18 protein-coding genes and 1 pseudogene are annotated in these 20,685 nt (G+C 56.2%); 10 read left to right on the plus strand and 9 right to left on the minus strand.

Going from position 1 to position 20,685, the window contains the following annotated elements; genetic code table 11:
* Nucleotides 1-5 precede the first annotated feature (5 nt).
* On the plus strand, nt 6-848 hold the full coding sequence (gene fghA, locus HFD94_RS13730) for an S-formylglutathione hydrolase (protein ID WP_083069094.1): 843 nt from the start codon (nt 6-8) through the stop codon (nt 846-848).
* A 151-nt stretch (nt 849-999) separates the two neighbouring features.
* Here fghA and HFD94_RS13735 read toward each other — a convergent pair whose 3' ends face one another.
* The 5 genes from HFD94_RS13735 to HFD94_RS13755 all read right to left on the minus strand — a co-directional run bounded on the left by HFD94_RS13735 (nt 1,000) and on the right by HFD94_RS13755 (nt 5,907).
* Nucleotides 1,000-1,788, minus strand: a complete 789-nt coding sequence (locus HFD94_RS13735; RefSeq protein WP_167433251.1) for an ABC transporter ATP-binding protein — start codon at nt 1,786-1,788, stop codon at nt 1,000-1,002.
* On the minus strand, nt 1,788-2,864 hold the full coding sequence (locus tag HFD94_RS13740) for an iron ABC transporter permease (RefSeq protein WP_010248280.1): 1,077 nt from the start codon (nt 2,862-2,864) through the stop codon (nt 1,788-1,790). Before HFD94_RS13740 ends, HFD94_RS13735 begins: the two co-directional genes overlap by 1 nt.
* 208 nt (nt 2,865-3,072) lie before the next feature.
* Complete coding sequence (locus HFD94_RS13745) at nt 3,073-4,539, minus strand: amino acid permease (RefSeq protein ID WP_022625044.1); 1,467 nt, start codon at nt 4,537-4,539, stop codon at nt 3,073-3,075.
* A 117-nt stretch (nt 4,540-4,656) separates the two neighbouring features.
* Nucleotides 4,657-5,523 (minus strand): DNA-binding transcriptional regulator YeiE, encoded by an 867-nt coding sequence (gene yieE / locus HFD94_RS13750; protein ID WP_010248285.1) that lies wholly within the window; start codon nt 5,521-5,523, stop codon nt 4,657-4,659.
* 9 nt (nt 5,524-5,532) lie between these two features.
* Complete coding sequence (locus tag HFD94_RS13755; RefSeq protein WP_031592072.1) at nt 5,533-5,907, minus strand: YkvA family protein; 375 nt, start codon at nt 5,905-5,907, stop codon at nt 5,533-5,535.
* 106 nt (nt 5,908-6,013) lie between these two features.
* Here HFD94_RS13755 and HFD94_RS13760 point away from each other — a divergent pair, with 106 nt between their 5' ends.
* Both HFD94_RS13760 and nfo read left to right on the plus strand, forming a co-directional pair.
* Nucleotides 6,014-7,069, plus strand: a complete 1,056-nt coding sequence (locus HFD94_RS13760) for a YeiH family protein (protein ID WP_061902087.1) — start codon at nt 6,014-6,016, stop codon at nt 7,067-7,069.
* 51 nt (nt 7,070-7,120) lie between these two features.
* Nucleotides 7,121-7,966 carry a deoxyribonuclease IV gene (gene nfo / locus HFD94_RS13765; RefSeq protein ID WP_167433214.1) on the plus strand — a complete coding sequence of 282 codons (846 nt, stop codon included), beginning with the start codon at nt 7,121-7,123 and terminating at the stop codon, nt 7,964-7,966.
* A 639-nt stretch (nt 7,967-8,605) separates the two neighbouring features.
* Here the strand turns inward: nfo and fruA are convergent.
* The 3 genes from fruA to fruB are packed head-to-tail and all read right to left on the minus strand — an operon-like array spanning nt 8,606 to nt 12,400.
* Entirely contained in the window at nt 8,606-10,318 is a 1,713-nt protein-coding gene (gene fruA / locus HFD94_RS13770) for a PTS fructose transporter subunit IIBC (RefSeq protein WP_062758575.1), read from the minus strand.
* Nucleotides 10,319-10,334: 16 nt separating this feature from the next.
* Nucleotides 10,335-11,273, minus strand: coding sequence for a 1-phosphofructokinase (fruK, locus tag HFD94_RS13775; protein ID WP_010248301.1), 939 nt, complete (start codon nt 11,271-11,273; stop codon nt 10,335-10,337).
* Nucleotides 11,270-12,400, minus strand: a complete 1,131-nt coding sequence (gene fruB, locus HFD94_RS13780; protein WP_010248303.1) for a fused PTS fructose transporter subunit IIA/HPr protein — start codon at nt 12,398-12,400, stop codon at nt 11,270-11,272. Before fruB ends, fruK begins: the two co-directional genes overlap by 4 nt.
* Before the next feature lie 312 nt (nt 12,401-12,712).
* On the opposite strand from fruB, the pseudogene HFD94_RS13785 reads away from it, so the two are divergent.
* Nucleotides 12,713-12,949: pseudogene (locus tag HFD94_RS13785) on the plus strand (PIN domain-containing protein); the annotation flags it as partial.
* A 39-nt stretch (nt 12,950-12,988) separates the two neighbouring features.
* Here HFD94_RS13785 and HFD94_RS13790 read toward each other — a convergent pair.
* Entirely contained in the window at nt 12,989-13,243 is a 255-nt protein-coding gene (locus HFD94_RS13790; RefSeq protein WP_031292689.1) for a YkgJ family cysteine cluster protein, read from the minus strand.
* A gap of 343 nt (nt 13,244-13,586) precedes the next feature.
* On the opposite strand from HFD94_RS13790, the gene yeiP reads away from it, so the two are divergent.
* The 6 genes from yeiP (at nt 13,587) to HFD94_RS13820 (ending at nt 20,683) form a co-directional block, all read left to right on the plus strand.
* Complete coding sequence (gene yeiP / locus HFD94_RS13795; protein WP_003854146.1) at nt 13,587-14,159, plus strand: elongation factor P-like protein YeiP; 573 nt, start codon at nt 13,587-13,589, stop codon at nt 14,157-14,159.
* 76 nt (nt 14,160-14,235) lie between these two features.
* Nucleotides 14,236-15,204 carry a GTP-binding protein gene (locus tag HFD94_RS13800; RefSeq protein ID WP_167433215.1) on the plus strand — a complete coding sequence of 323 codons (969 nt, stop codon included), beginning with the start codon at nt 14,236-14,238 and terminating at the stop codon, nt 15,202-15,204.
* A gap of 45 nt (nt 15,205-15,249) precedes the next feature.
* Entirely contained in the window at nt 15,250-15,957 is a 708-nt protein-coding gene (locus tag HFD94_RS13805) for a phosphatase PAP2 family protein (protein ID WP_010671014.1), read from the plus strand.
* Nucleotides 15,958-16,469: 512 nt separating this feature from the next.
* Nucleotides 16,470-17,045 carry a bifunctional murein DD-endopeptidase/murein LD-carboxypeptidase gene (gene mepS / locus HFD94_RS13810; protein ID WP_010248316.1) on the plus strand — a complete coding sequence of 192 codons (576 nt, stop codon included), beginning with the start codon at nt 16,470-16,472 and terminating at the stop codon, nt 17,043-17,045.
* A 222-nt stretch (nt 17,046-17,267) separates the two neighbouring features.
* The gene (locus HFD94_RS13815) at nt 17,268-18,830 is read left to right on the plus strand and encodes a cyclic di-GMP phosphodiesterase (RefSeq protein WP_033767426.1); all 1,563 of its coding nucleotides are present in this window, start codon (nt 17,268-17,270) and stop codon (nt 18,828-18,830) included.
* A 44-nt stretch (nt 18,831-18,874) separates the two neighbouring features.
* Nucleotides 18,875-20,683, plus strand: a complete 1,809-nt coding sequence (locus tag HFD94_RS13820) for an extracellular solute-binding protein (protein ID WP_167433216.1) — start codon at nt 18,875-18,877, stop codon at nt 20,681-20,683.
* Nucleotides 20,684-20,685 lie beyond the last annotated feature (2 nt).

Consider the following 20,685-nt stretch of genomic DNA (forward strand, 5'->3'; position numbering starts at 1 on the left):
GCGTTATGGCATCCACTCTGGAGCTACTGGAAGAACACCGTATTTTTGGCGGCTGGCAGCAGCGCTGGCGTCATCAGTCTTTGCTGCTGAACTGCCCGATGACCTTCAGCATCTATCTGCCTGGGCCGCACGGTGATGCGCCGCCGCCGGTGGTCTGGTTTCTGGCCGGGCTGACCTGCAACGATGAGAACTTCACCAGCAAAGCCGGCGCACAGCGGGTTGCAGCGGAACTGGGTCTGGTGCTGATTATGCCGGATACCAGCCCGCGCGGCGAAGGGGTTGCGAATGATGAAGGATACGATCTGGGTCAGGGCGCGGGATTTTATCTCAATGCCACCCAACAGCCCTGGGCCAGCCATTTCCGCATGTTCGATTATCTGAGCAGCGAGTTACCCGCCCTGATTGCGGATAACTTCAAGGTCAGTGAACGTCAGTCGATTATGGGTCACTCGATGGGCGGACACGGCGCGCTGATGCTGGCGCTGCGTCTGGGTAACCGCTTTGCCTCGGCTTCCGCTTTTGCACCGATTGTGAATCCGATGCAGGTACCCTGGGGCCAGAAAGCGTTTCAGGCCTATCTGGGCGACGATCGTGCGACGTGGCGGGAATATGACAGCTGCCAGCTGATGGCGGAGGTGTCGCATCGGCTGCCAATGCTGATCGATCAGGGTGACAGCGATCAGTTCCTGGCCGATCAGCTGCAACCGGAGCGGTTACAAGAGGTCGCGAATGAGGTGGGTTTCCCGCTGACGCTGCGCATTCAGCCGGGTTATGACCATAGCTACTTCTTTATAGCCAGCTTTGTGGAAGATCATCTGCGCTTCCATGCGCAGCATCTTCTGGCGTAAACAATCAGGGCCGCAATCGCGGCCCTGAACTTTTATGCCTGCTCTGCTGGCTAACGCTCTGTCACAGAGCCAGCGTCCTGCCAGCCTGCCCTGTAAAAATTCCTTTCTCAGAACAGTGATGCTCAGCGCCCTACCGGACGCCTCCTCAATATCAGACCAGTGCCGGGCCGGTCAGCCCGTCGATCATCACCTGCGGGATACCACGCGAGCAGTGTTCGATACGACCATCGACGCCATACACCTTTGCCAGAGTGGCAGGCGTGATCACCTTATCCGGCTGCCCTTCCGCCACCAGCGCGCCCTGCTTCAGCATCAGCGCATGTTGCGCATGACGCAGTGCAATATTGATGTCATGCACCACTACCACCGTCACGATGTTACGCTGAGCGGTTTCGCGCCGCACCAGATCCATCACGTGAAACTGGTAGTTGAGATCCAGCGCGCTCAGCGGTTCATCCAGCAGCAGCAGCTTAGGGCGACGGATCAGTGACTGCGCCAGCCCGACCAGCTGCTTCTGTCCGCCGGAGAGCTGATCGAGATATCGCATCGCCAGATGGGCAATGCCCAGCTGCTCCAGCAGATGCATGATTTCCGCTTCGCTGCTGGCGCTGTGCAGACCACCGGAGGCACGCTGCGCCACGATGATCGACTCCAGCACATGCAGATGCACGCCCGCAGGCAGCGACTGCGGCAGATAAACCACGTTCTTCGCACGCCGGGCAAACGGCTGGGTCATGAGATCCTCACCGTTGAGCCACATCTCGCCCTGGCCTTTGTTCAGCCCGGCCAGTGAACGCAGCAGCGTCGATTTACCACAGCCATTCGGCCCCAGCAGCACGGTGATCTCGCCGCGCGGCAGCGGCGCGATATTAAGATTATCAATGACTTTATTTTTTGGGTACCCGGCACTGAAGCCGCGTAACGTCAGACCCTGTTCCATCATACCGTCCCCCGATGACGCAGAATAATACTCAGGAAGAACGGCACGCCAATCAGTGAGGTGACAATGCCAACCGGGATGATTACACCGGGGAGCAGGTTTTTCGAGGCGACCGACGCCAGCGACAGCACCAGCGCGCCGACCAGCGCACTGGCGGGCAGATAGAAACGGTGATCTTCACCAAACATCATGCGGGCGATATGGGGTGCGACCAGCCCAATGAAACCGATCGGGCCGACAAACGCGACCGCCAGGGCAGAGAGGATACTGATGCGCAGTAACGTAGTCAGGCGCAGACGACGCACATCAATGCCAAAGCTTACCGCGCGGTCTTCGCCCAGACGCAGCGCCGTCAGCTTCCAGCTGCTCATCATTGAAAACGGTACCAGAATGGCCAGCGCCACGCTCAGCACGCCCAGCTTTTCCCAGGAGGCGCGCGCCAGGCTGCCCATGGTCCAGAACACCAGGCCCTGCAGGGTATCTTCGCTGGCGATGAACTGCATCATGGATACCAGAGCGTTAAAGGTGAAGACCAGCGCGATACCGAACAGCACCACGCCCGCCGAAGAGACCTGAGTCCAGCGGGTCACGGCATCCAGCATCAGCGCGGCAAACAGAGCAAAGACAAAGGCGTTGGCAGAAATTAACCACTGATCGGGAATGCCGGGAATACCCACGCCGAGGATGATGGCCAGCGCGGCACCAAACGCCGCCGCCGATGAGACACCGAGGGTAAACGGACTGGCCAGCGGGTTATTCAGGATGGTCTGCATTTCTGCGCCCGCCAGCCCCAGCGACAGGCCCACTACCAGCGCCATCAGCGCATAGGGCAGACGAATGTCCCAGACAATGACGCGCGTGCCGGCATCGACGCTCTCGGGGCTGAGCAGCGTATTCCACAGCGTTTCAAGTGAGAGTCCCGCCGGACCCAGCGTGAAGTCGAGGATCAGCGAGGCGAGTATCGCCAGCAGCAGCACGCCAATCCAGATTAAGCGGCGGCGCAGCACCTGATGATAGTTCTGCATGGTGTGGTGAAGCGTCTCTTCCCCCGCCAGCAGCGAAGTTTCGGTAGTCATGTTTGAACCCTGTGTGGCTATCACGTCAGAAAACGCAGCCACAATAGTGCAGGTGATAATAATTATCAATTCGAGAACATAAGCGAGACGTGAAAAAACAGTAAAAAACGGTGTTGCAGGCAGGAGAATGGCTCAGGGAGCCTGCGCCTTTCGCAAAGACGCAAAACCCGCCATCCCTGGCGGGTTTTGTGCGGGCGATTACGCAGAGTTAATCTTTGTGAACCGGAAACTCCATTTCGCTGTACTTCACGAAACGGCTGCCGCGCGTCAGCTTGTAGCCGAACCAGATAATCAGGAACAGCGGAATGCCGATGTAGGTTGCCGCCACGCCGTACCAGTCGATGCTGTCGTTGAGGAATGCCTGGTAGTTCTGACCCAGCGTGATGATCAGGCAGAGCACAAAGGCGAAAATCGGACCCAGCGGGAAGAAGCCGGAACGGTAAGGCAGATCGTTCAGGTCACGTCCCTGGGCGACATAGCCCCGACGAAAGCGATAGTGACTGATGGCAATACCCAGCCAGGCGATAAACCCGGTCATGCCTGAAGTATTCAGCAGCCACAGATAGACTTCCTGATTACCAAATTTTGAGGTCAGGAAGCACAGTCCGGCCACCACGGTGGTGGCCCACAGGGCATTACGCGGAACGCCGCCTTTAGAGAGCTTCGCGAAAATCCGTGGCGCTTTACCTTCGCTGGCCAGGTTATAAAGCATACGCGTTGACGCATACATCCCGGAGTTACCCGCTGACAGCACAGCCGTCAGGATCACCGCATTCATGACGGCGGCGGCAGAGAGCAGACCGGCATTCTGGAACACCAGGGTGAACGGGCTGACGCTGATATCGTCGATATCATTGTGCAGCAACTGCGGATCGGTGTATGGCAGGATCAGGCTGATAATCAGGATAGCGAACACATAGAACAGCAGGATACGCCAGAAAATCTGCCGCACAGCGCGCGGAATATTTTTCGCCGGATCTTCAGATTCGCCCGCCGCGATACCGATCAGTTCGGTGCCCTGGAAGGAGAATCCCACAATCATCGCCACCCCAATCATCGCCGCAAAGCCGCCCGCAAACGGCGCGTCGCCCACCTGCCAGTTCTGCCAGCCCGCATGTTCAGCACCGCGCATAATGCCGGTGATCATCAGCACGCCAACGATGATAAAGATAATCACGGTGGCCACTTTAATCAGCGAGAACCAGTATTCCGCCTCGCCAAAGCCTTTGACCGAAATGTAGTTGAGCAGGAACATCAGCCCCAGGAACAGCGCGCTCCAGATCCAGCCAGGCGTGTCGGGGAACCAGTAGTTCATCACCAACTGGGACGCCACCAGGTCAACCGCGATGGTCACCGCCCAGTTGTACCAGTAGTTCCAGCCGAGTGCGAAACCAAAGCCCTCTTCGACATATTTTGCGCCGTAGGTGGCGAAGGAACCCGATACCGGCATGAACGCAGCCAGTTCGCCGAGGCTGGTCATCAGGAAGTAGACCATCAGGCCGATGAGGATATAGGAGAGCAGTGCTCCGCCGGGGCCAGCCTGAGCGATGGTGGCACCGGAGGCGACAAACAGGCCGGTACCAATGGAGCCGCCGATGGCGATCATCGTCAGGTGACGGGCTTTTAACGCACGTCGTAATGCAGGTTGTTGTGTTGTATTTGAGTCATTATGCATGTGTTAACGCTACGCTGGGTAAAAATGAGGCGCGATTGTAGCAGCCAGATCGCCTCTGTATAGCGAATGCCAACCTGTTATTAGTTAACTTCATGATCGCGCCGGAATTATTAGTAATTACTCGCGACAATAGGAAAAAAACCGCGTCAGTGCTTTGGAAATATGCTTCTGCCGGTGATGGATGCGATAGAGCGTGCGGATAAGACGCGGCAGCGGAATCGTCAGTTCAACCAGCGTGCCCGCCTCCAGCAGATCGGCAATCACCCGGCGCGAAAGACAGCTGATGCCCATGCCGTGCCGCACCGCATGTTTAATCGCCTCGGAATTGCCCAGCTCCATGCCCAGCTGAAAACTCGGCAGATGCGACAGCAGCAGATAATCGACAATTTCACGGGTGCCGGAGCCGCGTTCGCGCAGGATCCACGGGGCGTCAGCCAGGGTTTGCAGCGTCACCGGCTGTTGCAGAATCGCCGCATCTGGCGCGGCAAACACCACCAGCTCATCTTCGAGCCAGGGTTCACTGACCAGCTCGGTCATATGGCACGGCCCTTCAATCAATCCGACATCGACGCGGAAATCGGAAACCGCCTGAATCACATCCTGACTGTTGCCGACACTCAGCTCCAGCGGCAGGCGGGGAAAATCGCGACGATAAGCGGCCATCATGCCTGGCAGCAGATAGTTCCCTATGGTGCTACTGGCAAAAATGCGGATCGCGCCGTTATCCTCTTTAAACAGCTGCTCGATTTCGCCCGCCTGCTCCAGCAGCCCTACTGCACGGGGATAGAGCAGCCGTCCATGCTCATTCAGCACCAGCCGTTTGCCGACCCGGTCAAACAGTTGCACGCCGAGCTGACTCTCCAGATCGGCCAGCGCTGCACTCACCGCCGACTGCGACAGCGCCAGCAGTTGCGAAGCCTGAGTGGTGGAACCGCTCTTAAGCACTTCGGTGAAAACTTCAATTTGCCGCAGCGTAATGTGCATCGTTGCCTCTTAACTCAGTGACTGCCTGACCAGGTAAATGATTAATGCCAGCCAGATCAGCCCTATCGCCACCAGCCAGCCTGCAATCTTTTTGCCACGCGAACGTTGAGACTGCGCCCGCTCGCTGCTGCTGATGCGCACCTCTCGCGGCAGTAAACGCAGCAGCACCATGACGCCCGTCGGGATAATCACCGCGTCATCCAGCAGACCGACAAAGGGGATCACATCAGGAATGAGATCGATCGGGCTGATGCCATAGGCGACCAGCCCCAGCATCCCCAGCTTGTTCCACCAGGGTGTGCGGGGATCGCGGAAAGCAAACCCCAGCACAAACACATCTCTTTTGATCAGCGTCGCCCAGCGGCGCAGACGCGAAACTATCATGATTGCTGCCTTATCGTTTATTCTGGTTAATTATAAATATATTATCAATTTCACTTTTAAGCCAGTCGCCGTCATGATCGGGTCTCAACCAGGAGGAGTGACCACCATGACTGAACTGAGCATCGCTAAACCGCATCATCCCGTTCCGCTCTGGATCCCGGGTCTGCTGCTGACCGCCGTGATTGCCGGGGCAGCCAGCTGGCTGGCGCAGCAACCGATGATTGCCGCGCTGGGGCTGGGTTCACTGACTCTGGCGATTATGCTGGGCATCCTGGTCGGTAACAGCATCTATTCGCCGCTGGCGTCACGCTGCGACAACGGCGTGCTGCTGGCTAAGCAGAAACTGCTGCGGCTGGGGATCATCCTGTTTGGCTTTCGCATTACTTTACAACAAATTGCTGACGTCGGTTTCAGCGGCATCCTGATTGATGCGCTGACCCTGACCAGTACCTTCCTGATAACCTGCCTGCTGGGCATGCGGCTGCTGAAGCTGGATCGCGATACCGTCTGGCTAATAGGTGCGGGCAGCAGTATCTGCGGTGCTGCGGCTGTACTGGCGACCGAGCCGGTGGTGAAAGCCGCGCCGTCGAAAGTTGCGGTGGCTATCGCGACTGTGGTGCTGTTCGGCACGCTGGCGATCTTTATCTATCCGCTGCTGTGGCCGCTGGCGCATGAGCTGTTCCCGGATCTCAGTGCGGCACAGTTCGGGATTTTTAGCGGCTCAACCATCCATGAAGTGGCGCAGGTGGTGGCCGCCGGACACAGCATCAGCCCGGAAGCCGAGAACAGCGCGGTCATTGCCAAAATGCTGCGGGTAATGATGCTGGCTCCCTTTCTGCTCTGCCTGAGCGCCGTGATACGCGGTAAACGTCAAGGGAGCAACGCGCGCCAGGCTGTGACATTTCCCTGGTTCGCCCTGCTGTTTATCGGTGTTGCACTGTTTAACTCGCTGCAGCTGCTGCCTGCCATGGTGGTGGCGACGCTGAATCAGCTGGCGGGTCTGCTGCTGGCGATGGCGATGGCGGCGCTGGGATTGACCACCCGTTTCGGGGCATTGCGTGAGGCAGGCGTTAAACCGCTGCTGCTGGGTGCGCTGGTGTTTGTCTGGTTAATCGCGGGCGGCGGTGCAATCAATCTGCTGGTGCAACATTTCATGGGCTAGCGGCATCGGGTATCATGCCGTTTCATCCGTGCACAGCCCCAGGAGAAAGGCATGAAATATATTGGCGCACACGTGAGTGCGGCAGGTGGCGTGGATCAGGCAGTGATCCGCGCCCATGAAATAGAAGCCACCGCCTTCGCGCTCTTTACTAAAAATCAACGTCAGTGGAAGGCTGCCCCGCTCTCGACTGAGGTGATTGATGCTTTTCGCGCCGCCTGCGAGACGTACAAATTCGGTCCGCAGCAAATCCTGCCGCACGACAGTTTCCTGATAAACCTGGGTCATCCGGTTGAAGAGGCGCTGGAGAAATCCCGCGCGGCTTTTATTGATGAGCTGCGACGTGCCGACCAGCTCGGCCTGACTTTGCTGAACTTCCATCCTGGCAGCCATCTGCATCAGATTGATGAGGAGGCCTGTCTGAAGCGGATTGCGGAGTCGATCAATATCGCCCTCGACCAGAGCCAGAACGTGACCGCCGTCATTGAGAATACCGCCGGTCAGGGCAGTAATCTGGGTTTCCGCTTCGAGCATCTCGCCACCATTATTGAGCATGTTGAAGATAAATCGCGTGTCGGCGTCTGTATTGATACCTGCCATGCGTTTGCCGGTGGTTATGATCTGCGTACCGAAGCGGATTGCGAAGCGACCTTCGCCGAATTTGAGCGCATTGTCGGCTTTAACTATCTGCGCGGCATGCACCTTAACGATGCCAAAAGCGCCTTCGACAGTCGCGTTGACCGCCATCACAGCCTGGGTGAAGGCAATATCGGCAAAACAGCGTTTAGCTGGCTGATGAAAGATCCGCGGTTTGATAGCATCCCGTTGATTCTGGAAACCATTAATCCCGATATCTGGAAAGATGAGATTGCCTGGCTGAAAGCCGAACAGCAGGGATAGAAAAGGGAGCCAGCTGGCTTAATGCTGGTCAGTTAAGATTAGATTTGTAAAGGCTGTCACGGTCAAACGTGGCCGCTTTTTTGTCAGTGCGAGCGAGCCGCAGTGCGGGCCGGTGGCGATCAGGAGCAGGCAATCCGAAGCGCTGAACAGAATGAGTCTGCCAGGAGAGCCCGCAGGACGCGGGCGAAAGGCGGGGCGGCACAGGATGTGCCATCCCCGGCGGTCCGTCAGGCAGGCGAATGAAGTGAAGGAACCGCGCAGCGGCGCGAGGACCGCCAGCCCCTGAGCGGCACCAGACTGCGTTATCACCTGTCGCTTAACTGGCTGGCATGGCTCCCTTTTCGTTTAGAGAGAACACTGGCTCAGGGAGCATACGCCTTCCGTAAAGACGCAAAAAAACGCCATCCCTGGCAGGCGCAGCGCGGGCGATTACGCACCTCATCCCTGAGGTGCGCCCGCAGCCGGGCCAACGCTTTGCGTTGTTCAAAAACGCTCCCGGCTTTTTGTCCATGGCCCGCGATGCTTTACTCCAGTCGTATGCTCCCGTCGCTTTGACTTCGGGAACCGTCTGTAAAAGCAAACAGGGAGCCATCCGGCTCCCTGTTATTTTCACTTCAGCAAATTATGCACTTCAGCAAATCAGGCTTTCACCAGCTGCTCTTCCGGACGTTTCAGTACCGCATAGCTCAGACCCGCAATCGCAGTACCGATGATGATCGCCATCAGATAGCCGATAACCGGGGTAATCGCGCCAGGGATCAGCAGCACGAACAGTCCACCGTGCGGAGCCATCAGTTTTGCGCCAATTGCCATGGAGATCGCGCCGGTGGTTGCACCGCCAACGATACAGCAAGGCAGAACGCGCATCGGGTCACGGGCGGCAAACGGAATCGCGCCTTCAGAGATAAAGCAGAGACCCAGAACCAGTGCTGCTTTACCACCTTCCTGCTGACCTTTATTGAATTTACGACGGGCAACCAGCGTCGCCAGCCCCATCGCCAGCGGTGGCACCATACCGGCTGCCATAATGGCTGCCATTGGCGCATAGGTCTGCGAACTCAGTAACCCGACGCCAAACGCGTAAGCCACTTTGTTTACCGGACCGCCCATATCGGTACACATCATGCCGCCCAGAATGGCACCCAGCAGGACCGCATTCGCCGTTCCCATGTTGGCCAGCCAGTGCGTCAGGCCGTTCATGATGCCAGCAACCGGTTTACCCACTACGTAGATCATCAGCAGACCGGTGATCAGACTGGCGAACAGGGGAATAATCAGTATCGGTTTCAGCGCTTCCATACTCTGCGGCAGTTTAACTTTGCCGCTGATCAGCTTCGCCGCATAACCGGCAATAAAGCCCGCGATAATTCCGCCTAAGAAACCTGCGTTAATGCTGGTGGCGATCATACCGCCAATCAGACCCGGCGTCAGACCCGGACGATCAGCGATGGAGAAGGCGATAAAGCCCGCCAGCACCGGCACCATCAGGGCAAAGGCGCTGCCACCACCAATTTGCATCAGCGCCGCAGCCAGCGTGCCCTGCTCTTTAAACGCCGTGATACCAAAGGCAAACGACAGCGCGATGCTCAGACCACCTGCGACCACCATCGGCAGCATATAAGAAACACCGGTCAGCAGGTGACGATAAGCCCCTGCTCCGCCTTTCTTCTCTTCTTCACTGGAATTGCTCTGTCCGCCAGCCGCCGCTTTATACGGCTTCGCTTCTGCTACCGCTTTATCCAGCTCCTGCGCAGTTTTCTTCAGCGCCAGACCGGTTGAGGTACGGTACATCGGCTTACCGGCAAATTTCGCCAGGTCGACTTCGATATCAGCTGCGACGATCACCAGATCGGCGGCAGCGACTTCTTCCGGTGTGATCGCGTTACCGGCTCCCACTGAACCACGGGTTTCAACTTTCACCCACCAGCCGCGACGGGTCGCTTCAGCCTGAATGGCCTCGGCAGCCATAAAGGTGTGCGCCACGCCAGTCGGACAGGCGGTCACCGCGACGACGCGTTTCTGCGCGCCAGCCTGAGCCGGTGCAGCAGGTGCGCCTGCTGCAGGTGTTGCTACCGCAGCCGGAGCCTGCCAGGTTTTCGCTTCTGCTTTCGCGCGGTTCAGGAAGGTTTCTGGCTCACGTACTGCCAGCTGGATATCGCCCAGCCAGACCGCTTTGCCGTTCAGCGCCGCATCGTCCGGCACGTTTTTACCCAGCACAATCACCAGTTCAGCGTCGGCAGGATTATCAGTCAGGGTCAGGCCCGCCGCAGCGGCGGCGGCAGCCAGACGTTGTTGCGCCATGTATGCGGAAGCCAGTCCCAGTGTAGGGTCTTTAATCAGCAGCGTTTTCATTATCGCTCTCCTGCTGTCAGTTAACGGGTTGTAAGTCGACGCGCGCCATCATTGCGGCCAACTGAGTACGATCGGAAACGCCAACATTGCTCTGGCTGACGGCCATCGCCGCCACGGCAGTCGCAAGACGCAGCGTGTGTTCGCTGGATTCGCGCATCAGCAGGCCATAAATCAGGCCGCCAACCATTGAGTCGCCTGCACCTACGGTGCTGACCACTTCGCACACCGGCGGTTTAGCGATCCATTCGCCAGAAGCGTTGACCCACAGAGCGCCTTCTGCGCCCAGCGAAATCACCACATGGGCGATGCCCTGCTCGCGCAGTTCGTGCGCAGCGCCAATCACATCCTGCAGGGTTGGCAGTTTGCGACCGGCCCAGATTTCCAGCTCACGTCGGTTAGGTTTAACCAGCCACGGTGCCGCCTTCAGTCCTGCCACCAGCGCCTCGCGGCTGCTGTCAAAGATGATGCATGGGCAGTGGGTGCGAAGTTCGGTCATCCAGCGGGTAAAGGCATCGTGGTCGACGCCCTCAGGCAGGCTACCGCTGACGCAGACCATATCGAACTGGCCCAGCCAGGTCAGAGAATCGGTAGTAAAACGATCCCAGTCCTGCGCCGTCACCTGAAAACCGGAGAAATTCAGATCGGTGACGTCACCGGTCTGTTCAGTGAGTTTAACGTTGATACGGGTACGGCCAGGCACGACATGGAAACGGTTGGCTATGCCCAGCTCACTGAACAACTGCTGGAAACCGTCCTGATTCTCTTTCCCCATGAAGCCACCGACGGTGACATCGATACCCAGATCTTTAAGTACTTTGGCTACGTTGATGCCCTTGCCCGCAGCATGCAGCCCGGTGGTTTTCACCAGGTTAACTTCGCCACGTTCAATTTCAGGGGTATATCCCACCAGGTCATACGCCGGATTCAGCGTAATGGTGGCGACGCGTCTGCTCATGATGCCCCCTCACCCAGACCACTGGTGATCGCTTCTTCAATCGCGTTCAGTGCCTGCTGTGCATCTTCACCGCTGGCGGTGAAGCGCAGGCGATGACCTTTCTTCACGCCCAGCGCAACCACTTTCATCAGGCTGCGGCCATTAGCGGGTTTGCCGCTGCCGTCGAGATTGGTCACGGTGATGTCGCTGTTGAACTGCTTGATCACGCTGACCAGCGCCGTGCCTGGACGGGCGTGCAGGCCGTGTTCGTTGCGAATGGTAAATTCAGCCGTCAGCACGTCAGCCTGCTCATCGACTTCGCTGGTGAGCAGTGCGTAAACGCCTGCAGCATCCGCTTTCAACAGACGATCCGCTTTGCCCTGCTGCAGCAATGCGCTGAGGTAACCCAGCACTTCCAGCGGACGTTCATCGGTCGCCGAAACGCTGATTAACATCGCAGCCGATTCGCCCTGATGGTCGAAGGCATGTTCAGCGCGGCTGATAGCCACGCCGCTGCGCAGGTTGCCGAGGCTGCTGTCGCTGAGCCAGATGCCCTGACCCAGATTCAGCGGAGGCGTTGAAACCACGTCTGCGACGTAGCTGGCATCCACCACACCAGCGGACTGCAGCCGACCGGCGTTCATCGCCTGTAAGGTGATCAGATCACTGGCAGCCACGTTGAGCGTGATTAATGAGGTGTCGAAGCTGAATTCAGCGGCTTGTTTCTCGCCCATCAGCAACGCACGAAGATCTTCAGCAGAGGCGGTTTTTAGCTGTTCTGCAATGGTGTCATCGCTCAGCACATGGGTCAGCTGACGCAGCAGCGCCAGATGTTCATCCGACTTAGCGGCAATCCCGATGGCAACATAGGCTGTCTGATCGTCACCCCAGGCAATGCCCTGCGGAAACTGGAAAACCTGAACGCCGGTTTTCAGCACCAGATCGCGGGTATCGGTGGTGCCATGAGGGATTGCGATGCCGTTGCCAAGAAAGGTTGAGGTCTGCTGTTCGCGCGCCAGCATGCCGTTGACGTACCCTTCGGTCACATTGCCCGCCGCGGTTAACGCGGCAGCAACCTGACGAATGGCCTCTTCTTTATTCTGGGCGCTGGCTCCGGTATGGATGGCCTGCAATTCGAGCTGGAACATAATTCTCCTCGCTTGCTGAGATTGAATCGTTTCAGCCAGTGGGAAAGTTTTTACGCCATGCTGTGGAAAACAGGTGGCGCAGTCACCGCTGAAACGTTTCAGGGATTGTGGTACAGCCGCTTTCACCAGGCAAGAAAATGCGCAAACGGCGTAGCAGATTTTTGACGTTACGCACATTTCGGGCAGGTTTAGGGGATTAGCGGGCGAACAGGCTGACGCTGCTGCTGTAAAGTGAGAATGGGTGGACCGAAAAACTTCAGCAGCGTCAGCGCCTCAGGGCGCGGTATCCGCTTCGGTTTACAGCAGATACGTTTGCAATTGGTGGATGCATTCTGCGCACGTCCTGATGCTGTACTTTCATGGGATCGCGCAGCGGCAGATGCAACCACTGAAATCAAAGCGGCGCTGGCTGCTGCCGGAACGCCCATTGGTCCCAACGACACCGCGATTGCCGGGCATGCTATTGCGGCCAGGGCTATTCTGGTGACCAATAACACACGCGAGTTTGAACGGGTACCCGGATTGCAGCTGGAAGAGTGGGTCAGCTAACCGCTGACGCGGGATTAAATCTAAGCGGTGGGAGGGTTCTCAGGCACGTGTGCTGGCTTCAAGCTCAATCAGGTAGGTCATGGCTGATGTACGGTCTGTAAGACACATATCAACTGAAGGTTGCAGACTTCCGCATACTTTCGGCCTTAAATCTGAACCGAAAATCATGCACAAATTTTCATCCGATAACTGAATGCATCGGACATTCGCGGGTTTACCCTGCGGCATTCCGGGGATGGGGCTGGAGATTGACGGCGCGATGCAGCAGGCACCACAATCAATACGACACTGCATTAACACCTCTTACGCGACCTTCAGGATACAACAGACAGTAACAGAACCTCAGAGGGAGCGACACCACACCCTTCAGCTCTTAACTTCCTGCTTAAATCGTTCACTGTCACCCATGCCAGAAATCGGTGAAAAGATAGAGGGCGCTGTACAACAGGCACCGCCCTGGCTACGGCATTGCATGCTGTGCTCAGGCAGAGAAAGTCGCGGCGACAATAGCAGTCCGGGGCGGCAATTGCCATGAAAGCCGCGGCCTGAGACAAAATTTCACGCCGGTGATATTGCCAGTTTTCATCGGCGCGAGTAACGTTGCGCGCACTTCACTTTCAAGATAGCGAGAACAGCAATGCCAAAAGCCAATGAAATCAAAAAAGGGATGGCCGTCACGCACAACGGTAAACTGCTGCTGGTTAAAGATATTGATGTCCAGAGCCCCAGCGCACGCGGTGCCGCCACCCTGTATAAAATGCGCTTTACCGATGTTCGCACCGGTTTAAAAGTGGAAGAGCGCTTTAAAGGCGACGAGATTATTGATGCAATTTCGCTCAGCCGTCGCAGCGTGACCTTCTCTTATATAGATGGTGACGAATATATTTTTATGGATGATGAGGATTATACCCCCTACTCCTTTAAACAGGAGCAGATTGAAGAAGAGCTGCTGTTTATCCCTGAAGGCGGTATCCCTGGCATTCACGTGCTGACGATGGAAGGTCAGGTGCTGGCGCTGGAACTGCCACAAACCGTGGATATGGAGATCGTGGATACTTCACCAGGCATTAAAGGTGCTTCTGCCAGCGCTCGCACCAAACCCGCCGGTATGAGTACAGGCCTCTCGATTCAGGTACCGGAATACCTCAGCAACGGTGACCGCATCCGCATCCACATTGCTGAACGCCGCTATATGGGCCGCGCAGACTAAATCAGAAGCCTGCTGCCGATCGTGATAGTGTTATATTATTACATTATCACGTTATTCCCCGGCAGGAGTCACCCCCATGACACGCGTTAATCTGATTACCGGTTTTTTGGGCAGCGGCAAAACCACGCTGCTCTGCCATCTGCTGGCTGCCAGGCCGTCCGGGGAAAACTGGGCGGTGCTGGTTAATGAATTTGGCGAGATCGGGATCGACGGCGCCCTGCTGGCCGATAGCGGTGCCACGCTGAAAGAGATCCCCGGCGGCTGCCTGTGCTGTGTGAATGGCCTGCCGATGCAGGTCGGGCTGAATATGCTGCTGAAGAGTAAACCCGATCGGCTGCTGATCGAGCCAACCGGCCTGGGCCATCCTCGTCAGGTGCTGGAGATGTTGAGTGCGCCCGTCTATCAGTCGTGGCTGCAACTGAATGCCACACTAACGCTGCTGGATGCGCGTCAGCTGGCTGATCCTCGTATCGTTGCCAATGAAAACTTCCGCGATCAGCTGGCTGCCGCCGACCTTATTATCGCTAATAAGCGCGACTGCTGGGATCAGGCGGATCATCAGCGCCTGGCTGACTGGCAGCAGCAGATGCAGCCTGCGCGCCCTCTGATAGAGACAGAATTTGGTCAGATCCCCCTTTCCCTGCTGGATACACCCCGGCAGCCGCGCGAGCTTCCCGTGCCGCAGCACCATCATTCGTCGGGTCCCACCAGCGGTCTGGCAGCGTTGCGACTGAATGGCGAGGCGCGCTGGCGTCGGGCGCTGAACCACGGCCAGGGTTATAGCGCCTGCGGCTGGCTGTTTGATGGTGATACGCTGTTCGACAGCGGCACGCTGCTGGAATGGGTTCGGCAGGCGCCGGTAGATCGCGTTAAAGGAGTGATGCGCACGACAGAAGGCGCCCTGCGTATCAATCGCCAGGCAAATGAGCTGCAGAGTGAAATACTCCCCTCACCGCCATCCGATAGCCGTATTGAGCTCATTCATTCTCAACAGGCTGACTGGAATCGTCTACAATCGGCATTGTTGAAGTGCCGTTTACGCTGACAGAGGTATTGTCGGCGGTTATTTTTAATAATAATGAGTTTAACTATGCGCGTAACTCGCCTTATTACTATCCTGCTGCTTAATGCACTGGGCGTGGTGCTATTTCTGTCATGGTATCTGCCCCCGGAACATGGCTTCTGGTTCGGCGTCGATAAATCTATTTTCTTTGGCTTCAATAGCCAGATGGTGACCCATCCGCTGTTCGCGCTGATCGTCGCTATCACGAATTACCGTGGTTTTGATGCGGTGTCATTGCTGGCGATGGGTCTGCTTTACCTGTCGATCTGGCGGCGCGAAACGCCACAGGCGCAGCGCCGGATGCTGGCAATCGGCATCACCATGCTGCTGACCGCCGTCGTTCTCAATCAGCTGGGCCATTTATTGCCGGTTAAACACTCCAGTCCGACACTGTTCTTCGAAAACGTGCATCGCGTCAGTGAACTGACCGGTATTCCCGCAAAAGATGCTTCAAAAGATAGCTTCCCTGGCGACCACGGTATGATGCTGATCATTTTCGCCTGCTTTATCTGGCGTTATTTTGGTTTCAGCCGCTTTTTAATTGCCACGGCTATTGTGGTGATATTTTCACTGCCACGCATCATGGCCGGTGCGCACTGGTTTACCGATGTTGCCGTCGGTTCAATGTCGGTGGTATTAGTGGGTCTGAGCTGGTGGCTATTAACGCCAGCCAGTGACGTATTGGTTAACTGGTTTTATCGCAAATTGCCGGGTAAATATAAGCCCGTGACGTAAATGTTAAGCGCGGGCGATTTAAACCCCTGGTTTGAACCGCCCGCGCTTATAAAAAACACCCCATCACTATTAGCCTGCTAATTAAATTCACGAAAAGAAAAGGTTATGACCCTGCTGGCAGGTTAAATAGTCGCCAATATCCTCTGTCAATAAAGAAAACTCTAAAAATAGCGGCTATGCCCCGAATTAGCCCCCCTTTAACTCCCTGTTCTCACCATCATTTGACCACAATTGTAGCTAAAGTAGTCAGTGTGTTACGGTTTGATTTCACATCAAAAAAACCTATATGAAATTGATTAAAAGCACTCGCCACGGCGTCTGTAATCAGTTAACCTCAGTCGCAGTGAGGCAAAAGCGGCAGAAAATTCGGATTTTTTACCGTTAAAATGTGTCCATTAACACATTTTAGTAATTAAGGATTTGTCTTAGTCTGTTTCGCTTATTAATCTCCCTGTTTTGTCATCTGGCTGGCGACAATCTTGTCGTAAGGAAATCGAAGGAAAACCCGAATAATGGTCAAGTCTCAACCAATACTGAGATATATCTTGCGGATCGTGCCCGCAGTGGCGCTGGCAACACTCCTCTCAGCTTGTAGCAGTACCCATAGCAGTCAAAACGCGAATAACGAGAATCATGAAGTTAACAACCACAATGGTTTTTTACTTCAGGCGTCTCAGGATGAGTTTGAAGAAATGGTGCGTAATGTCGACGTTAAGTCGCGCATCATGGAACAATACGCCGTCTGGAAAGGTGTGCGCTATCGCCTCGGTGGCGATACTAAACGCGGGATCGATTGTTCCGCCTTTGTACAACGCACCTTCCGCGATCAGTTTGGCTTAGAATTACCGCGTTCTACCTCTCAGCAGCAGGACACCGGTAAAGAGATTACCCGCAGTAAACTGCGTCCCGGCGATCTGGTGATGTTCCGTGCAGGCTCTACGGGCCGTCACGTTGGCATCTATCTTGGCAACGATAACTTCGTTCATGCCTCGACCAGCAGTGGCGTGATGATCTCCAGTCTGAATGATGATTACTGGAAAAAGCGCTACCGTGAAGGACGCCGTGTATTAAGTCGTAATCCGACCTGATAACCACTTTCGATCTTCTCTCAGCCAGAGAACATGAAACGCTGCTTATGCAGCGTTTTTTTTCGCCTTTAATCATTTTTACCAGCAGTTATATAAGATAAAAGCATTCTGACTCAGATTAATAGCAAGACATTTCCCGCCGTCTCGTTATATTCTCGGTCGCTTAAACCGAAGCCGTCGTGCGCAATAACATAATAATAATTTGATTAGGGGAAGCTCCTCATGCCACTGTCGGGGGCGCTACGGCGCCATGCCACCTATCCTCGCCGTATCGCATGGAGTAGTGCGATGGCTGGCGGCTTATTCTTTCTGTTATTTGCTGCACTCTCGCTTCACCAGACCTGGCAGAAGCGCGAACGACAGCATCAGCAACTGCTGGAGAACAGCCGCACGGCATTGCAGCAAACGCTCTCCAGCCTGATTAACAGTACTCTCAGTCCCCTGCTTCCGTTTACCCACACTGCCTGCAATACCATCAATCGTGAACTCACCTCACGCGCCGCCTTTGCCGGAAATCTTCGTGCCATCCTGCTGGTTAAAGAAGGTAATGCTTTTTGCTCCTCGGCCACCGGCAGTTTTAATCTGCCGCTCAATGTAATTGCGCCCCTGAGTGATATTTCGCGTGATATCGATCTGCAGCTGATGCCGGGCACGCCGTTGCAGCCCAATAAACCGGCGCTGGCGTTGTGGATCAAAAATCCCGGCAGCCTGCAGTCAGGCGTTTTCGCGACGCTGAATATTACCCTGGCACCCTATCAGCTGCTGGCGTCCGGGCATCCGGAAATCACCGGTATGGCACTGGTGGCACAACGCAGTGCCTTAACCAGCTGGCAATCCGTCGTCATGCAGAATAAAAACCTGCCGATGCCGCTGCACCGGCAGGCGCTGACAGGCTATCCGCTGCAGTTTGTGTTGTACGGTTCCACTCTGGCGTTCAGCGATTATCAGAATATCCTGCTGAGCGGCCTGCTACTGTCGCTGCTGGTTTCAGGCGCTTGCTGGCTGCTGTTGTCGGTTTATCAGCGCCCTGGTAAAGAGCTGATTCGGGGCATGAAGCGCGGTGAATTTCACGTCGAATATCAGCCGCTGGTCACCTCCCATGATGGTCAGCCGTATGGGATGGAAGCGTTACTGCGCTGGACCCACCCGACGAAAGGCCCGATTCCGCCCGATGTGTTTATTCACTATGCCGAGGCGCAGAACCTGATTATTCCCCTGACCCGACATCTGTTTCAGCTGGTTTCCCGTGATGCCCACCTGCTGTGTCATACCATTCCCCGTCATGCCTGCCTCAGCCTCAACATTTCGCCCCTGCATCTGGCTGACAGCGGTTTCCGTCAGGATGTGCTGCGCTGGCTTGATACCATGCCTGCGGACCACTTTACTTACGTGTTTGAGATCACCGAGCGAGCCATGGTGCGCGACGAAAACGTTGGAGAACTGTTTGACTGGCTGCATCAGCAGCAGATCCATATCGCCATTGATGATTTCGGTACCGGTCACAGCGCGCTGATCTATCTGGAACGTTATGACTTTGATTATCTGAAAATCGATCGCGGTTTTGTTCAGAGTATCGGTACGGATAGCCTGACCTCGCCGGTGCTCGATACCGTGCTGCAGCTGGCGAAGAAGCTGAACCTGAAAAGTGTGGCCGAAGGGGTAGAAACCGGCGAGCAGGCTGCCTGGCTGATTAACCGCGGTGTGACCCATCTGCAGGGTTACATCTTTAGCCGTCCGCTGCGGCCGGAAACGCTGATAGACTATTTCCGGCGTCATAACGCCTGACACTACCTGGCCCGAACTGCGCCAGACATCTGACAGGAGAGTGCATGCTGTTTCGTTCCGGACTTCTGCTGCTGTGCAGCCTGCTCAGCGCCCCGCTGCTGGCAGCCTCTGTCCAGCAAAGCTACGCGTTCACCCAGGCCGGTGAAGCGAAATATCCGCCCGGCTTCAGCCATTACGACTACGCCGATCCCCGCGCACCCAAAGGCGGCAGCATCACCATGGCGGTAGTGGGCACTTACGACAACTTCAACCGCTACGCTTCTCGCGGTAATCCGGGCATTAACACCGGCACGCTTTATGATGGGCTTTACACCAGCTCAGACGATGAGCCTGGCAGTTATTATCCGCTGATTGCCGAGTCAGCGCGCTACGCCAGCGATTTTACATGGATTGAGATCCGCCTTAATCCCCGCGCCCGTTTTCAGAATGGCACACCAATAACCGCCCGCGACGTGGCGTTCACCTATCAGAAATTCATGACCGAGGGCGTGCCTCAATTTCGCGTCGCCTACCGTGGCGTGACCGTTAAAGCGCTGAACGATCTCACTGTACGCATCGAGGCACAGAAGCCGGATAAAGATCTGCTGCTTGGCTTACTGACGCTGCCGGTTATCGCAGAGTCGTTCTGGCGCGATAAGAAGTTTAATGAACCGTTAAGCGAGCCACCCTTGTCGAGCGGACCCTATCGCATCACCCGCTGGAAGCTGGGACAGTTTATTGAGTTCAGCCGGGTAAAAGATTACTGGGCCGCTGATCTGCCGGTCAATCGCGGACGCTTTAATTTTGATCGAATGCGCTATGACTACTATCTGGATGACAATGTGGCATTTGAAGCCTTTAAGGCGGGTGCTTACGATCTGCGTGAAGAGACATCGGCAAAGAAATGGGCCACTCAGTATCGTGGCCGCAATTTTGACGATGGCAGCATCGTTAAAGAGACCACGCCTAACGATGCCGCTATCGATACCCGCTGGCTGGCATTCAACAATGAAAAACCGCTGTTCCAGGATCGCCGCGTGCGTCAGGCGCTGTCACTGATGTTCGATTTCGAGTGGATGAACAAGGCGCTCTATTACGGTGCCTGGCAGCGCGCCAGCAGCTATTTCCAGAACACGGCGTATGCGGCCAGCGGCGTGCCGGATGCACAGCAGCAGGCCCTGCTTGAACCCTGGCGCGCGCAACTGCCGCCTGAGCTGTTCAGCCAGCCTTATCAGCCACATAAAACCGACGGCAGCGGCTATGACCGCGCCAGCCTGTTAAAAGCGTCTGACCTGCTGAAACAGGCGGGCTGGCAGATAAAAAATCGCCGTCTGGTCAATGATAAAACTGGTCAGCCGTTTACCATTGAACTCCTGCTGCGCGGTGGCACCAATACTGACTGGGCGTTACCGTTCCAGCACAATCTTTCCCGGCTTGGCATTACGCTGAACCTGCGGCAGATCGACAACTCACAGTATCTGCGGCGCTGGCGCGAAGGCGACTATGACATGATTGCCACGGTCTATGGGGCAATGCCGATCCCGACCTCCAGTCTGCAGATCCTGTGGCAGTCTGACTTTATCGCCTCGTCGTGGAATACCGCGCGGGTCAAAGAGCCTTTAGTCGATCATTTCGTGAAACAGATTGTGGCGCATCAGGGTGATCCCGCCGCGCTGCGGCCGCTGGCCCAGGCGCTGGACCGGGTGCTGCTGTGGAATGCGTATATGATCCCGATGTGGTACAACGCAGAGCAGCGGCTGGCGTACTGGGATAAGTTTTCTCACCCTGCCCGCAAGCCAGCCTACAGCGTCGGACTGGAAAACTGGTGGTACGACACAAACAAAGCCGGACGCCTGCCGGCCAGCAAACGCTAAGG

Source organism: Pantoea sp. EKM20T (assembly GCF_011800485.1).
Classification (GTDB): Bacteria; Pseudomonadota; Gammaproteobacteria; order Enterobacterales; family Enterobacteriaceae; genus Pantoea; species Pantoea agglomerans.